Source organism: Pseudomonas sp. LB3P58 (genome assembly GCF_054897895.1).
In genome coordinates this window covers 2,426,046-2,441,514 of record NZ_JBUBVE010000001.1, presented here as the reverse complement: position 1 = coordinate 2,441,514, position 15,469 = coordinate 2,426,046, and the positions used below count along the sequence as shown (strand labels likewise).

Here is a 15,469-nt window from a genome sequence, read left to right as displayed (position 1 = left end):
GTAGGGATTGCCCCATTTTTGCCCCACTTAAGCATCATGCGAACCTCCGTCAAATGAAACGACTATTTTCAAACACTAAATTCCTTGTCGCCGCCAGCTTGCTGTTTGTACTAGCGTCGGTTGCTGCTAGCTTTTGGTCAAATCAGTGGCATTGGTTTGGGCGTTCAGGAGCGATTCTTACTATTGCTGGCATATTGCTCACTTTCCGACCTTTGGTGCGTATGGGCCTCGCCAACTGGCTTCAAAGCCTATCAATCACTGACTATGGCCATGTGGTAGCAACACCAGCAGAAATCGAAGCAGATCGCCAAGCAACAATTGACGGCAGTGCATCCAGGTTGGGTGTCAGCATGGCGATAGTTGGAACACTTGTTTGGGCGTACGAAGACCTTGTTGGCGGCCTTCCGTGTTGACGCCAAATAATGCACTCAATGTCGCTCTCTTCGGTCGCAGAACGCGACACAATACAGCCGCGTAGTACTGATTAGTACGTTCTGCAATGCCTGTGCAATGGGTCGGTAGCTGCTCTTTCCGACAGGCGCTAACTGCGATCGCTTGCACCCGTAGGATTTTTGCCCATGATGGATTGCAACGCCCTACAACGCACTGAATCTCCCGCATGCCCCATCGCCCGTAGCCTCCAGCTGAATATTGTATGAGGCGGAGACACCCGGATACCGCCTCTGTAGTGACACGATTAAATTTCGAAAACCCACGAAAACAGTACTTTTTCCAGTATAGACCCAATGAATCTGGGACTATCAGACGCTGGCCGTTTACAGCCGCACTTGATCATCTGATGCAATTTTTTTCAATTTATTCTGCCACGCCAGCAACAAGGCAGCGGGGCCTTATTCCGAATCCACTTCCAAAGCGGGTGCTACTTCGGAATTTAACTGGGCACTCTGGATAAAGTCATATCCAATACTCAGCCCAATAAGCCTATAGAACAACGACAGGCAATTATAAATATTCTCAATGAACATTTCAAAACGCTCAGTACTGTCAGGACCATTATCTGCATGAGCCAAAGAGTTCCTCAAGGTCGTCCAACTCAACACTTGGGCATCAGCGATCACACCCTCCGAGACCAACTCTCTTAGGATACTTGTAGTGCTCAATTTTTTCATATTTCCAAGACCCTGCTGAATTCTATCTTTTGTAGCGCTAGGGAGCTTGGTTTTTCTAATTGTCTTTTGCGACAACTTTATGTAGCCCAACACCTCAGCGGAAGGTGTTCGATTCTGACTAAAATAATTTTTAATCATACCCTCGATATTTACAGTTAAAACCAATGCAGACACATCAGTAATAATGTCTGAAACATAGTAAAGCCTCCTCCAATAATTAATCAGCGGATCATGCGCCACTGTTCTGTTTTTTACGTACAAATTAATAAACTCTACAAACCCTTCCGTTTTACCGTAGAACACTTGCACTAACGGCTCCATCACGCCAAGGCCTTTTATATCAGCATTCCCATTTAAAAAGCTTTCGTGATTGTTCCCGCTTCCAATGCAATAATATGCTGGCGAGGTATCTCTCCCTATTGCAATACCTAGCCCCTCTGTTAGCTTTGCAATAAAATTTTGATCGATATCTGAGCTTCGAGCAGTCACATCAATCTTAAGGTGTTTCGCTTTCTGACTGGCTCTAAACTCGAATTCATCTGTAGAAAACTCGAGCAAAGTAAGTGTTGAGTACCCATTACTGACTTCATATTTATTAAAGGGCAATGTGAACCTCCCAAGAATTATGATTTCGGCCTGAGCTAAATCAAACGGCTTCCTAGGGATTTTAGAAGTGCGCAGATTAGGTATCTTCAGATTAATAATGGTGCCGTGCGGGCCGGCGCGCAGCCCATCATTCACGTAAAGTCTTGGATATATCCAAGTGCTACCTTTTTCATCTATGGCACTAAGCGAGCAATATTCATTTTCTTGTACGATTCCGGCATTCCGCTCAAAAAACAGCCGCATCATGCCGGCCATATCAGTCTTTTTATCAGCATCGTACATATTTAGGAGCAAAGTTCCGTCAGCTTGCAAAGCAATGCTTCCTGGTCCTTTGAATGAAAATGGCGAATTGTCGGAATTCTGGGTAATTCTTATATCAAAGCATTCAATCGTTAAGGTTCTCTCAACAAGCTCTTCAATATTGGACTGGTTAAAATTCACTCCGATCATCCCTGTGTGGCAGAAATAAAGTGTTCAGTATTGCACACGGAAACCCTTCTTAATCCCTACGAGGTAATAGCTCGCCTACCTTTTTCCTGCGCAGCGTTCACCGGTCGCCCTGGTCAGTTTTTCATCGGACAGACGTAACCCGACCACCTCCCGCTGACATACTGATTATACATACAGCACCTTGATGAGTTGATGAGGGTAAGGGTGATGATCCAGGAACACGTTGAAGTGCCGGCTGATACGTCCAGGGCGATCGCGCTGTGGGAAGTGATGCTGCAGGACCATGTTGCGTTGCTCGGCCACCCCGGAGCTCACCATAAAGCTCTGTTGACTCAAGCACACACTCTGCACGAGCCCAGATGATTGATCGGGATGATCTCAGCAACCCATCCGCTGCCCAGTCAATCTCCCTCCAATCCCTCCGCATAGGCAACTAACGGCCTGCGCGCGCAGGATGGCGCTCGTCGCCGCTAGCCTTTGGGGCGTTCCATTACAAGACGTTGCGTCGACTGAAGCTCATTTGCTTTTTGTATGTTTTCTCCTACTCTGATTTCACCTCGCTACAAAATGCTCGCATGTTGTATGGAGACTGAGATGAATGCCGATCTACAACAAAAATGGGACACGCTTCGAAAAGAGTTAGCCAACAACCAAGGGTGGTTCGGCAGAAAGGGAAAGGGTGGGTTCGGGATAGACGATTACAGACTCGATGAGCTTATCTACCAAGTCCTGTTGCCGATTGAAGCAGAGAAAAAGACCCCGTACTGCCCTCTACTTTTTGAGTCGTTCATACCAGACATTTCTCAAAGTCTCGACGATTGCTTAGCCTACCGACGGGAACTATACGACCTATGTACTCAAGGTACGCGACGCGCCTTAGAATACCAACTGTTTAAAGATACGGTAGATATCGAGCAAGAAATAGCTATTCTTGGCACCAATTCTGATCAAGCGAAGCGAGAGGCGATATTTTACGAAAACTCGTCGAAGAAATTCAAAGCAGGAGGAGGAATCAATCCGTCTGATAAGCTAGTCGCTGGCATGAATGAAATTTCAATTGGGAGCGCCTCGGTTCGAAACTATGTTTCGGCAAGGGAAGCCACAAAAGCCGATGCTATAAAAAAACGATATGATGCAACAAAAAAATATCAGACTCGCCTTGAGTTTCTTCATGAGGCAGACGGCTCATCATTAAATTACCTGCAACGTCTTGACCGGATTACACCACTTTTACTAGAGGAAATAGTCGACGCTTTCGAGAAAGCTAAAGCCCTGGTTGCAGGGATGAACTATGTTTTGGATTTCAATAAAATCACTATTCCAAAGGTGACCAACTTAGGTTATCTGGACTCGTTTGTCCGGTGGTTTCGGTTGGTGATACGAAAATTTGCCATCTACGTTCAAAACGAAAGAATCGGCATGCTGAGAATTTCGCTTCGTGACCAATACCGCGACAAGGCGGTTTGGGAGCAACATTACAAGGACCAGAGATTTAAATTAAAGTTCGATCGCCCCACGAGCGGCCCCTGGGATGACGGAATGACGGAAAGACTAATGTCGGTTGGTGTAGGATTAATCAAATACAAGGGGTCTGCGGGATATGATGATTTTTCTAACGTAGCGGTACCCATCACAGTAACATCCCCGCTACAACAAGTTAATCCTGAAGTTTGGCAAGAGCGCGCTATTACTGAAAGTTTCCCACACACCACTCTTTTCACGAAAGATCTCTTTGCCACCCGTGGTATCCCCATAACTTTACAACGCGATGATTATGGTGCAATCCCCCTTCATAATATTTCTCCGTACGGTGAATGGATAGTAAGCGTAGGCCCCCCTCTATTAGGTAACGGTCCAATTACAAATTGGACAGTATCGGAGCTTATACCAGATGACATTGTGATAGAAATGCGCACCCGAAAAGCGGGTCCGCGTAATCCGCAACATTGAGCGATTACCAACATGCCCCATAAGAAACCAGGCCGCGACTATTTAGATGGCGGTGGCTCATATGACTCCACCCGCGAATCCGGGAATGGAAGATTTTCAGCGCCGTCGGATGACGCCCGCTCAGCCAAGCAAACCACTCGTGACGTCTACCAGTGTGGACGCGGAGCAGTCGGCCTTCTCGCCCTGATGATAGCTGGCGAAGGCGCAGCAATTGCGCCGAATGTAGCTTTGGGTATTTTTTTTGCCTCTGTAAAGGAACTCGAACAGGGATGCGGGGGACTTTTATGCACCGCCGCTTCGAAGACAGAAGCTGACAACATTCACTGTCATGACGCGCTTGAAATTATTGATATAACCAAACAAGCTGGCTTTGTTTTGGGAGCGTTGCTTACTGGGTCTGAAAGAGGTGCAGATCGAGGGGGGGCACTGTTCGCGGCTGCGGGAGACTTGGCAGATGGTGCAAAGCGCATTGCTGAAAACGACATCTTGGGGGCAATTGATAAGGCTTATAGTTTACAAAGCCACGCAATCGAATTTATTGATAGCTTTAAGGATCAATCACACAATAAGTCTGAGAGCGCACCAGAGCCCTCTGCGGAAGGGGCACTCGAGGGTGCTGCGCCGAAGCCTACGATGCCGGGCCGTGGTGAGATTGACGGCGGTTCGACGAATTCAGGCGATCTCGGAGAAGGTCCGAGCGACGTCGGGGGGGAAGACTAACAGAACAGTTCAACTCTCCTCGTACCACTTTCGCTTCAGCGCTATTTGCTAGACACCTTCAAATTTCTGCTCAATCAGACGATGCTGCCAATGGTGACCGTCGTTTGACAGCTAGAAGTAGAATGCCGCACTGGTCAGCACTGTCGGCACCCATGGTGACGTAGTGATCGGCGACTTGGGTAACCGATCACAGGTAGAGATGCGTCGGACGAAGAGGTTGTGGGACCTCAGCATATAATTTTTGCCTCCTTGTAGCATGCCAGAAGCCTCCACTCCTCGACGCCTGAGCGCCAATCGCCGGCTCCGTTTGCACTACAACGTCAAGACGCCACCTAAAGGTGGCGTCTTGCTTACTACACGCATAGCTGTCGACACTTTGCTAAAACAACCCTCCTAATGCAGCCGGCTCCCAGTTCATGATCACCAGCTCGCCGCTGATCTCAGTCTTCCTCTGTCGTTGGTTGGTCGTGGTGTAGCGAATGTCCAACGTCTCGAAATGGAATCCCTCGAAAACTCGGCGGATGTCTGGGTGGTCGTTGATGCTGACCATCACCTTGCCTTTGCAGCGGCGCATGAAGTCGGCCATGCGCTCGTAGTTCTCGAACGGAAAGTCCACCCCATAACCGGCAGTCTGCCAGTAAGGCGGGTCCATGTAGTGGAAGGTGTGGACACGGTCATAGCGTTCAGCGCATTCAAGCCAAGGGAGGTTTTCGACGTAGGTGCCGGACAGACGCTGCCAGGCGGCCGAGAGGTTTTCCTCGATCCGCAGCAGGTTGATCGCTGGGCCGGTGGTGGCGGTACCGAACGTCTGCCCGGTGACCTTGCCGGCGAAGGCATGGTGCTGCAGGTAAAAGAATCGGGCTGCGCGCTGGATGTCGGTGAGGGTTTCGGGGCGGGTCATCTTCTGCCACTCGAACACCTGGCGCGAGCTGAGCGCCCATTTGAATTGGCGCACGAATTCTTCGAGGTGGTTCTGCACGACGCGGTACAGAGTGACCAGGTCGCCGTTGATGTCATTGAGGACTTCAACGGACGCTGCCTGGGGTCGCATAAAGTAGAGCGCGGCACCGCCGGCAAAGACTTCGACGTAGCATTCGTGAGGCGGAAAAAGCGGGATGAGGCGGTCGGCCAGGCGGCGTTTACCGCCCATCCAAGGAATGATGGGTGTGGACATTGAGAGCAAGACCTTTACTGTATGGATAAACAGGTGCTAGGCTCGCCGCGCTTCGTGCACGGAGTAAGAGCCTTGGCTGGACTTGCAGGGGCAATCTGCGGGGACGGCGACCGGGTTGGATGTTGACGCATCCACCCCGGTCGCTCTTTTTCACTTCGCTGTTGAGACTTCTTTGGCGTAGGCCTGACAGGCCGCCAGCGCGATCAGTCCTTGATCGCCGGCATCGGTGATGCTGATAATTCGTTGAGCATGCGCTGGGTTAAGTTGGGCTCTTGTGGCGCCATGAACCACGCCGCCGGTGGCGGTGGTGGCTGACACTGCGTCGTCGCCCGCAACAGCGGTAGCGTCGAGTAGGACTGACAGGCGCAGACCAGCAGTGGCAAGGCGGTCGCGCAGGCGACTTTGATCACGTTGGGCATCGCTCAAAACTCGGTAATGGGTTTGTTCACTGGCAGAAAGCCGTTGCTCCAGTGCCAGGCGTTTGTCCTGCTCGGCTTGTTGCAGGGTCGCCGCTGCCAGCACCTGTTGATTGAGGCTTTCCGCCTGCAGCCGGGCTTGCCGCTCCAGTTGCTGGCCATAGCGCCAGTCCTGAACCTTCCAGGCCGACGCGGCAGATCCGCCGACCAATGCGGTCAGCAGCACGCCAACGGCTAACAGCCGGTACGGCGCGGGGATCAGGTCGACGACGCGCATAGCACTGCCCTCGCCCGAGTCCACAACTCCAGCCGATCCTGCAGGCCGTTGAGTCCGCCGTTGATTTGGCGAGTTATCGCATTGAATTCATCCCGATCCGCCAAGGCGTTCAGTTCGCGCACCCACCAGAACCACGCTGCCGACTCGGCCGCCCATTGCGGCAGTTCGAGCAACTCAGGGGTGCGCAGCAAACGTTCGTCTCCGAACAGCGCCAAGCTGCAGCGCAGGTAGTTGCTATGGCCGGTAATCTGGATCAGGCCGCGACCGCGAAAGCGCTGGCCATCACCATCCGCTTGCGGGGTGTTGCCCAGTTTTGCGGCCAGATTGCCGGTGTCGTATTTGCTCAGGTACTGATCGCCCCCCAACTCACGGACGTACTGCAGCTGGCCCGACTCGTGCCCGACCTGGGCCAGGAACGCTGCCTGACGTTTCTGCGTATTGATCTGCCGGTGCGCCATGGCAGCGTTAAGGGCAGATACAAAAACGCCCGCTTGGCGGCGGGCGTTCGGGAGGATTCTCAGCAATTGCTGTTCAGTGATGAGCATACAAAACTCCAGGTATAAAAAAGCCGCACTCAGGCGGCGATGGGGTGCGCTACGGCGCGTTGACATTCACCACCTTGAGCGGCGGTTTAACTTTCTTCTTTTTACCTTTGGACTTGCCCTGCTTGCCGGCATTGCACTCGACGGTGGTCGACCAGCCGGACTGGGTGAACACCTGCTCCACCGAATCCGCCAAGTACTCACCATCAAGGCCGACCTTGAAGCCCTGGGCGTTAATCGGCCGCTCGGCAAAAATGTCGGTGCGCCCGGGCATCTCGAAACGCACATCCGCAGTTGAACGATTGAACGCCGCCAAACGCGCCTTGGCGGCCGACTCGGCGGCGGTCTTGTTCGGGTAGATATGCCGATCGGTATGCACCGCCGGCAAGCCATCCGGGGCGTCGTCGTTGTCCACGGTGACGATGGCGAGCTTGCCGGTCTTCTTGTCTTGGTGCTTGGTCGCCACGGCCTTATGCGAGTTGCGATCGCCGAGGCTGAACTGCCAGCGGCTGAGGTCGCTACGCGTCAGGGTGATCGCGCCGAACGCCTTGCCGCTGGCGGTCTGGCCGCCTTGACGCGGCATCACCAACAGCTTGCCGTCGGCCACCTTGGCCGTGCAGTCGTACTGCTTGGCCAGACGCGTGATGAAATTAAAATCGGACTCGTTGAGCTGATCGACCCGGGCGACTTTCGTGGTCACCGGACACACCGGCTGCCAGCCGTTGCGCGCGGCGATATCGGCCACGATCGTCGACAGCGGCACGTCTTCCCAGCTGCCACTACGGATGGTCTTGCCACTGCCGCGCATGTCGCTGGCCTTGCCCTTGATCACGATCGTGTCCGGCGGACCCGACACCTCGACCGTGTCTACCGCGTAACGCCCCAGGCGCGCCAAGGACGTTTCGGCATAGCCCATATAGATCTCGATGGAGCTGCCTTTCCGAGGAAGCTGCACCTGGCCGTCTCGGTCATCAATGCGCAACTCAAACTCGTCGGACTCCATCCCGGGTTTGTCAGAGGTGCGCAGCAACAACAACCGATCATTGATCTTGGCTGTCACATCGGCGCCATCGGCCACGATTCGAAACATGGGGGTCATGAATTTTGTCCAAAAAAAACCCGCACAAGGCGGGCTAGAAAGTAAGGAGTTTGAAGTGAACGAGAAAAGTGTAGCCCATCAATCCCACAAGCTGACCCCCTCCCCGGTCGGACTGGGCAGATCCGGCAGATAGATCACCACGCCGGTGCGGTAGGGCTGGGGCTCATCCGCCAACCCCTGATTAGCATCCAGCACCGCTTCGGTGCTGCCGTTCAGATGGCCATAAACGTTATGGCAAATGACATCGAGCATGTCCCCATCAGACGTTCTGCATGTCGTCGCCATAGCGCACAAACTCCAGAGTGAACCCTTGTTTACGCGGAATACCGCCGTGCAAAAACGCGCCTTGCTCGTCGCCGATGGTCTTCAGGCACCAGGTCCCAATCACCTCGCCATAGCCCGTGGTCAGGGTCAGCGGCTGAAGCCTGGCCCCAATGGTGCGCAACGTGTCGAGCTGTTTGAGGCCACCCTTGAAGCCCGGGTAGATCGTGCCTTTAGTCACCGGATCGCTTTCAATGGCGGCAGTCCAGTTGCGGGGTCATGCCCAGCAGTTGGTCCCGCAACAGGCGGCCTGCGTTATAGGCACCGGTTTCTACTGCGACACGTTCGACCAGAGAACCTTGCTGTTTGTGAAAGTTGGCTTGCTCTTGCAGGGCCAGGTAGTGCTCTCGCAGAGCGCGAGACTTTTGAAAGTCTGCCGCCTGGCGGCCCAGCGTTCGTAAAGACCGATGGCGACATCAGCGCCGGCCATCGCGGTCAGGCAACCCAAGCTGCCGGCCGTCCAGATCGTCATACCCGCGCCGATCATCAGCATCATCGCCGACACCCCGCAGACAATGCAGGCACCGGACCGAAGCGCCAGTCGTCGCAACAACGCCCAGCCCCGCGCCCCGTCCTTGTCGGCTCGCCACATCTCTCCCGACACGCCACCGACCAAGGCCAGGACGATCACTAACCAGATTGGCATCTCTGCCAGCGCTTGTTGCTCGTTCGTCATCGCCCTACTCCATAAACGCAAAAACCCGGCGCAATGGCCGGGTTTGGTGTGTGGTGCCTGCCGCTCTCTGCGGTCGCACCTATCGAAGATGGGTACTTTTTACAGGTGGATTCCGATGGCAGCAAGCGAGTTTTAATGCCATGGAGCAATACGGGTGCAACGTGGGTGTGACGCAGGTACAACGCAGGTACAACGCATTCAATCGGCTATCGCTTCTGATGCCCTGTCCTACCTGTCCCACTATTCAGAGTCGAAGTAGGACAGCTACAGGCGCCTAAATTCGGGGCTCTGCCCTACTGTCCTACCTTATTTAACTTTCTCTTGTGTATAGAGAGAAAACTAAAAGCACGCATGCGCGCCATGGGCGCGACTACGTGCCCGCTATGCTTACGTGTGCATGGGGCGGGCAAAGGTTGGACCGTAGGACACCCCAGTAACGGCGCGGCCTGCGCTTGTCCGACTGCTCTAAATGGCAGTCGGACAAGGTCGGACAGTAGGACAGTGGCACGCGGAGTGATACCAGGGGTCACGCAGCCTTCCCCATCAACATGCCAGCAATGTGCAGGTGCGCTTCGTGCAGACGTTGGTAATAGGTATCGCGACTGCAACCGCAGTGGGTGTACTTCTGTGAGAGGAAGCTTTCGTGATTGCAATAGTGCTCCCACACCACCACCGACAGCTGCGGCGGCAGATGCTTGTTCACGATCAGCTCGATATCCGCCGACTCATCCAGCAGCACCCGACTACCGCGAGTCCCACGTATCAGCTCGCCCTTGCACTCCATCAACATCGCAATCATGTTGCCGCCACCAGATCCGGCAAAGTCGGGGTTCATCGGAGAATGCAGATCCTGCGCCCAGAGCTTGAGCATCTCATCAATTCGCTTAATCAAAGCAAGGCTCCTCTACCAGGGGCGCCTGCAATGCAGCCCCACGCCCCCAAGTCTCGGGCTTCTGATAGGCCCATTGCCGGATGCCGCTCTTTACCAACGCCGGCATGCGCTTCTTCCGCCAGCCCAGGCGATGCATGATCGCCCCGACGCGCATCTGCTCCGGCTTCACGCGCGCTTTAGAGGCTTCCAAGCTGGGAGAGACAGAACGTCAAACTCTACTAGAAATCGCAGAAAAACTGCGAATCGCAGCTGAGACATTCAGCGCATTCCGCACCGGCAAGAAACTCGAACGCGACACCCTTGCGCTACGAGATCAAGCGCTCGCCATGGCCGCTCTCCTGGAGCCAGAAACACAGGAGAAAGCAGCATGAATAGCCTTATCCCAATGTTGCGCCTGACACCCCAGGCAGCCGGCGAGCTGCAGGGGCTATGCACCAAAGCCACCAGCAAGCTGCAGGAGCTGATGCGCTTTCGCAAAGAGTTCGACCGGCAGCTGGCCGTGCTGATCGGCAACGACGCCGTGCGCAAATTGAACAAAGACACCAATAACGCTCTGCTACTTGCGGACCTGATCAAGGAGGCTGCATGAGCCGAGATTCTCGCCACCATCGCAACACGGCTCACGCGTCACCAGCGTCTAACGGGCCAACTCGCAATAGAACACCGGAGGAAAGAGGCATGACGATGGAACTGCACACCACCCAAACATCGACCGCTTTGCTCCGCAACGCCAATAGCGTCGACGCACCAGAAACAAACAGTCTCTGCTGCGCAGCAGCAGGCATTATTGCCCCTCTCCATGCCACTGCCGAGGCACTTATACCCCAAGAAAAGCTGCGCGAGGCAGCCACACCCGATGCAACGCTATTCGCTCAGAATCGCCCGCCCGCGCAGCCTGTTGTGGGGTATACGCAGGTACAAGCTGTCACCATCGCTCAGGAGGCAGCATGAACAGAGAGAACTCGTTTCAGCTGCCGAGCGAGACGCTTACAGAAGATGAGTTGGCCGCTATTACAGGCTACAAGATTCCGTCCTGCCAACGTCAGTGGCTGCAACGCAATGCTTGGGAACACGTGCTCACAGCCGCACAACGCCCCGTTGTAGGTCGCGTGTACGCCCGCCTGAAGCTAGCCGGGGTGAAACCATCAGCAACCAATGCTGTAGCTGAAACCTGGTCCCTTGATCTCTCACATGTAGGTTAACGATGCGCCAGAAGAAAGCCGCAAACCGGGATCTGCCGCCACGGATGATCCGCCGTAGCCGCAGAAGAAAGAACGGCAGTACCTGGGTGGGCTACTACTACAACGGTCGGGACGCCGAAGGGAACCGAGTCGAAATTCCGCTCGGCGGCGACCTCGATGACGCCAAAATCGAATGGGCACGTCTAGATCGCAAAGCCATACCTAAACCAGCGCACTTGATGGGACGCCTATTCGACGACTATGAATCGAAAGTCATACCAGGGCTGACAAAAGGCACCCAAGATGACTACCGCAAAGGTTTAAAGCAGCTGCGCAATGCTTTCGAGTCTGCCCCACTAGAGGCAATGACTCCGCAGGTAATCGCCCAATATCGCGACGCCAGATCGGCCAAAGTTCGAGCGAATCGGGAAATCGCCCTGCTGTCTACAATGTTCACCTTCGCCCGCGAGTGGGGGCTTACCGACAAGGCAAACCCTTGCATCGGCCTGCGGCGAAACAAGGAGACGCCGCGGGACTTCTACGCAGGCGAAATCGTGTGGGATGCGGTTTACGCCCAAGCCCCGCCCGAACTCAAGGACGCTATGGATCTAGCGTACTTAACGGGGCAACGCCCTGCTGACGTACTGAAAGCATCAGTGTCGGACATCAACAATGGATTCTTGATGGTCGGTCAGGGCAAAACCCAGAAACGCTTAAGAATACGCCTGCACGACGGTGCCGCTGCATCCGACCTCAGTGCCTTTCTAGATGCACTGCTCGACCGCAAAGCCATGGCAGCCATCAAAAGCTCCAACCTGATCACCAACCAAGCCGGAATGCGAATGAGCTACGCAATGTTGCGCAATCGCTGGGACGAAGCCCGGGAGAAGGCGGCAATCAAGTCTGCGACTGAAGGTGACCTTACGCTTGCAGCCACCATCCGCAATTTTCAGTTTCGTGACATTCGCCCAAAGGCAGCGAGTGAGATCGACGATATAGGGCACGCCAGTAGCTTGCTAGGACATTCGACACAAGAAATGACAAAAAAAATCTATCGACGCGTCGGAGAAATTGTCCGACCTACTAGGTAATTACAGATTCGGCGATAGCATCCGTTAGACTTCTTCGAATTCCATAGCTCTCTGAGCGGTAAGCCCTTACCGCAGCGCTGAACGAACCACTTCTAACACGCCGCTATTTAATAAAATAGCGGTCGCTCTATTAGTTAAATGCACGATACATTCAGCGCCGAAAACCTACTCACTTTCGGCCCAAACCGGGAACCTCTTGACGTGCATCTTGCAATAAATCAAACACTTCAATGACACTTTTGAACTGTTGATCAATACGAGCTTTGTGTCCATATCCATTTTCTGCCCATCGATAAACAGTGGTAATCACCTCAACCGTGTTAGTTCTAGCGAAATCCAGAAGGCCCTGGAGCTTTTCAGCCTCCTCCAGCTTTATTTCTTCATTTGTCCTGTTATCCCACGCCCCCCCAAAACTCCGGACTTCGGAGCGGCGGAGATTTAACGCTATTAATAATTCGCGCAGTTTATCCTCAAAGCGAGCGTCATCAATATCACTCTGACTAATTCTATAACTTAAGGAAAAAACAGTATCTATGTGCGCAACCACCGCTGAAAGAGTTGTCCGCTCGGCCCCTGCTTGTGTCGCGCCCAACTCATTCAACCGCCCCCGTGCCGCCACACATATTTTTAGAATTTTTTTAAGAAGAGACAGAGATACAGGAACATCAGAAGAATAATTTACAGGCAACTCCTGCTTCAGTGCAACCTTAAGCCCTACCAAAGACTTCGCTAAATCGATAGTGTCATATGCATGCAAATTCTCTTCGGACAACACTTCCAATATCATATCGAGCATTTTTGTAGCGGGATACTGAGAGGAATAATTCATTTTCGCATTTCCATGTCATAAAAACCAATCTTAGAAAACAACACGAAGCAACTCAGATAATTTCGATTAAAAATCAAAACCTTGAAATCTCTACAGAGTCAAAACCGAAATGTACAACGAGTACATTCTGATGCGCTAATATCACTCAATAGAAAATTCTATAAATAGTCATATACAATGCCGCATCATCACTGAGGCTCATGAAGTTTAAAACCTAAATAATACAGACCCCAAAATGTCGCAGCCAGCATTTGCATCAACAACGTATAGTAGATAAAAGTCATTCCTAACACCAAAACCTTGCCAGCCACTCCACCCCATAAACCCACCCCGGCAAACATAGGTCCGTAAGATAGGAATAGAACCGAAAACAGCACTAATGCGATGCTTTCACAAGTCAAAAAAGCAAACAGCATAGCGAGAAATCTTCGGCGCGTAAGTTTTACGAGAATATTTTCTCCACGCGTGGTTAATTTTACAGTCGGCGTTGGCTCAGGAAGTACATTATCAATATCATTTCGGCCAAAAGTCGCTATTGCAGCTAAGGCAGCTATGTAAAATCCAGGGAGACTTGAGAAAAAGCCAAGCAACATACTGACTGGACCAGATGACCTGTAAATATCTGCCACCCAATCTTCACCAATAGAGCAGGCAGTGCAAACCAGAGCAATAATAATTGGAAAAAGCCAATCGACTTTCCACTTCTGTGGATGCCGTATTACAAGATAAGAAAGAGGCTGCAACATTTGGTTCAACATTTCATATCACTCCAAGCTTTTCAAAACTTCCTTCACTATAGCATGGTTAACTTGCTCAATACTCGCGGAGCTAACATTGTTGGCCGAAGAAATATAGTAGCGCTTTAGATAACGACCATCCGTTGCAAGCTGGCCAGTATCGACAGAAAGTAATGCGCTATTAGGTGAGCCCGAACCGTCCTTGAAGCTGACTCGCATTTCAGCTACACCCTCAGTTTTGGCATTTCTAAGCACGTCTGCTACTGTTTTTACAGCATCTCCGATCAAATTCTTTTCAAGCGCTAGCTTTATCACTCGATGCTTTTCTTTTACGAAACCCGCGTCATCCCATTTCCCGCCTTCAGCTTTGTAGCTGATGAGCTCAATGCCACCTAAAGCACCACTTTGCAAATCAGTTTTGAAGGTATCTGAAATATGACCATGCAGTTCAACTTCGTGGTTGAGGTGCACAATATTTTGCTGGCCTTTTTTATCACAGGAACCATCAATATTTGGAATCTTGAAAAGCAGTGGCTTCTGTTTTTTGCAATGTCTAATGACATGAGCAAAATAGTTTGTGATTGCACTACTACCAAGCCCAGCACCGTAGGAAGCTTCAATAATACAGAAATAATATTCGCCGCCCTGTACCGGCTTGAGGTTCAAAATCAAATGTGCAGAATATTCAGAACCTTGCCCCGGCAATTTTTCATTGACGGTTCGCTCTTTGGATTCTGGATTACTATATACAGAGTCCGGCGCGCTTGGATCACAACGATTGATCAGAAGCACCCAATGTCCGTCGACTACATCCGTATGAGCTATGTAGTACTTGTCGGCCTTATCACTTTGACCTCTGCTTAGAAAATTATCACCTCCGTCTAAAAGCTCTTCGACCAACTGCTTAATTTCGGACATTGATTTTGGCTGAGCTGGAAAATCAGCAGTATTGCCCTCAGCTCTAGAGCGGCCACGGGCATACAACTTCATATCAAAAAATGTAGCAACTCTCCTGGACATACTCTCTCTCAGCTAAAAAATTAAATTTACACCCTTCTCCCGCAGCAATTATTTCTCTTGGCAACCACAACCACAGGAAAAACAACAGACATTAAATTGCAGGCAAAAAAATACAACATCCAAACTATTATTAATAATTGATGCTGAATGGACTTATTTGTTTATTTAGGACTATGTGTAACGCGGAGGAAAAATCACCATGCATTATAGCTAATGCATAAATTTTTAGGCATTTCCCCCTCATCAGTTGTCCTTTCATGACATCCTCGAATCCATCCGACGCTGGCCAGATAATGGCACCCTTTGTAGGGTTCGGCAACCTAACGCACACGGGGATTGATGGTCCGTGCGATCACCT

At 52.0% G+C, this 15,469-nt stretch carries 18 protein-coding genes and 2 pseudogenes; 8 read left to right on the top strand and 12 right to left on the bottom strand.

Annotated features, from left to right (window positions below; translation table 11 throughout):
• The first annotated feature begins 53 nt into the window (after nt 1-53).
• Nucleotides 54-413, top strand: a complete 360-nt coding sequence (locus tag ACYZTZ_RS11480) for a hypothetical protein (protein ID WP_461998264.1) — start codon at nt 54-56, stop codon at nt 411-413.
• Nucleotides 414-851: 438 nt separating this feature from the next.
• Here the strand turns inward: ACYZTZ_RS11480 and ACYZTZ_RS11475 are convergent, their stop codons facing one another.
• A complete protein-coding gene (locus tag ACYZTZ_RS11475; RefSeq protein WP_461998263.1) occupies nt 852-2,177 on the bottom strand; it encodes a hypothetical protein in 1,326 nt (441 codons plus the stop codon).
• Nucleotides 2,178-2,780: 603 nt separating this feature from the next.
• Here ACYZTZ_RS11475 and ACYZTZ_RS11470 point away from each other — a divergent pair.
• Together ACYZTZ_RS11470 and ACYZTZ_RS11465 are read left to right on the top strand one after the other, a co-directional pair.
• Nucleotides 2,781-4,136, top strand: coding sequence for a hypothetical protein (locus ACYZTZ_RS11470; RefSeq protein WP_461998262.1), 1,356 nt, complete (start codon nt 2,781-2,783; stop codon nt 4,134-4,136).
• Nucleotides 4,137-4,148: 12 nt separating this feature from the next.
• Nucleotides 4,149-4,856, top strand: coding sequence for a hypothetical protein (locus ACYZTZ_RS11465; protein WP_461998261.1), 708 nt, complete (start codon nt 4,149-4,151; stop codon nt 4,854-4,856).
• A gap of 379 nt (nt 4,857-5,235) precedes the next feature.
• Here ACYZTZ_RS11465 and ACYZTZ_RS11460 read toward each other — a convergent pair whose 3' ends face one another.
• The 8 genes and pseudogenes from ACYZTZ_RS11460 to ACYZTZ_RS11425 form a co-directional block, all read right to left on the bottom strand.
• Nucleotides 5,236-6,030 (bottom strand): DNA adenine methylase, encoded by a 795-nt coding sequence (locus ACYZTZ_RS11460; protein ID WP_461998260.1) that lies wholly within the window; start codon nt 6,028-6,030, stop codon nt 5,236-5,238.
• A 150-nt stretch (nt 6,031-6,180) separates the two neighbouring features.
• A complete protein-coding gene (locus ACYZTZ_RS11455; protein ID WP_461998259.1) occupies nt 6,181-6,723 on the bottom strand; it encodes a lysis protein in 543 nt (180 codons plus the stop codon).
• Nucleotides 6,705-7,268 (bottom strand): glycoside hydrolase family 19 protein, encoded by a 564-nt coding sequence (locus tag ACYZTZ_RS11450; RefSeq protein WP_461998258.1) that lies wholly within the window; start codon nt 7,266-7,268, stop codon nt 6,705-6,707. The genes ACYZTZ_RS11455 and ACYZTZ_RS11450 overlap by 19 nt, the downstream gene beginning before the upstream one ends.
• A gap of 49 nt (nt 7,269-7,317) precedes the next feature.
• The gene (locus ACYZTZ_RS11445; protein WP_461998257.1) at nt 7,318-8,364 is read right to left on the bottom strand and encodes a phage late control D family protein; all 1,047 of its coding nucleotides are present in this window, start codon (nt 8,362-8,364) and stop codon (nt 7,318-7,320) included.
• A gap of 78 nt (nt 8,365-8,442) precedes the next feature.
• On the bottom strand, nt 8,443-8,649 hold the full coding sequence (locus ACYZTZ_RS11440; protein ID WP_149417768.1) for a tail protein X: 207 nt from the start codon (nt 8,647-8,649) through the stop codon (nt 8,443-8,445).
• Nucleotides 8,624-8,863: pseudogene (locus ACYZTZ_RS11435) on the bottom strand (phage tail protein); the annotation flags it as partial. The pseudogene ACYZTZ_RS11435 and the gene ACYZTZ_RS11440, both read right to left, overlap by 26 nt.
• A 93-nt stretch (nt 8,864-8,956) precedes the next feature.
• Nucleotides 8,957-9,361 (bottom strand): phage holin family protein, encoded by a 405-nt coding sequence (locus ACYZTZ_RS11430; protein ID WP_461998256.1) that lies wholly within the window; start codon nt 9,359-9,361, stop codon nt 8,957-8,959.
• A 526-nt stretch (nt 9,362-9,887) separates the two neighbouring features.
• The gene (locus tag ACYZTZ_RS11425; protein ID WP_461998255.1) at nt 9,888-10,253 is read right to left on the bottom strand and encodes a PA0613 family protein; all 366 of its coding nucleotides are present in this window, start codon (nt 10,251-10,253) and stop codon (nt 9,888-9,890) included.
• 191 nt (nt 10,254-10,444) lie between these two features.
• On the opposite strand from ACYZTZ_RS11425, the pseudogene ACYZTZ_RS11420 reads away from it, so the two are divergent.
• The 5 genes and pseudogenes from ACYZTZ_RS11420 to ACYZTZ_RS11400 all read left to right on the top strand — a co-directional run.
• Nucleotides 10,445-10,624: pseudogene (locus ACYZTZ_RS11420) on the top strand (hypothetical protein); the annotation flags it as partial.
• Nucleotides 10,621-10,842 (top strand): hypothetical protein, encoded by a 222-nt coding sequence (locus ACYZTZ_RS11415; RefSeq protein ID WP_461998254.1) that lies wholly within the window; start codon nt 10,621-10,623, stop codon nt 10,840-10,842. The pseudogene ACYZTZ_RS11420 and the gene ACYZTZ_RS11415, both read left to right, overlap by 4 nt.
• 89 nt (nt 10,843-10,931) lie before the next feature.
• A complete protein-coding gene (locus ACYZTZ_RS11410; RefSeq protein WP_461998253.1) occupies nt 10,932-11,204 on the top strand; it encodes a hypothetical protein in 273 nt (90 codons plus the stop codon).
• Nucleotides 11,201-11,455 carry a DUF4224 domain-containing protein gene (locus ACYZTZ_RS11405; protein WP_461998252.1) on the top strand — a complete coding sequence of 85 codons (255 nt, stop codon included), beginning with the start codon at nt 11,201-11,203 and terminating at the stop codon, nt 11,453-11,455. The genes ACYZTZ_RS11410 and ACYZTZ_RS11405 overlap by 4 nt, the downstream gene beginning before the upstream one ends.
• A 2-nt stretch (nt 11,456-11,457) precedes the next feature.
• Entirely contained in the window at nt 11,458-12,525 is a 1,068-nt protein-coding gene (locus ACYZTZ_RS11400) for a tyrosine-type recombinase/integrase (RefSeq protein ID WP_461998251.1), read from the top strand.
• A 169-nt stretch (nt 12,526-12,694) separates the two neighbouring features.
• Here ACYZTZ_RS11400 and ACYZTZ_RS11395 read toward each other — a convergent pair whose 3' ends face one another.
• The 3 genes from ACYZTZ_RS11395 to ACYZTZ_RS11385 form a co-directional block, all read right to left on the bottom strand.
• Nucleotides 12,695-13,354, bottom strand: a complete 660-nt coding sequence (locus ACYZTZ_RS11395; RefSeq protein WP_461998250.1) for a hypothetical protein — start codon at nt 13,352-13,354, stop codon at nt 12,695-12,697.
• A gap of 188 nt (nt 13,355-13,542) precedes the next feature.
• Nucleotides 13,543-14,112, bottom strand: a complete 570-nt coding sequence (locus tag ACYZTZ_RS11390; protein ID WP_461998249.1) for a hypothetical protein — start codon at nt 14,110-14,112, stop codon at nt 13,543-13,545.
• A gap of 6 nt (nt 14,113-14,118) precedes the next feature.
• Complete coding sequence (locus ACYZTZ_RS11385; RefSeq protein WP_461998248.1) at nt 14,119-15,111, bottom strand: hypothetical protein; 993 nt, start codon at nt 15,109-15,111, stop codon at nt 14,119-14,121.
• Nucleotides 15,112-15,469 lie beyond the last annotated feature (358 nt).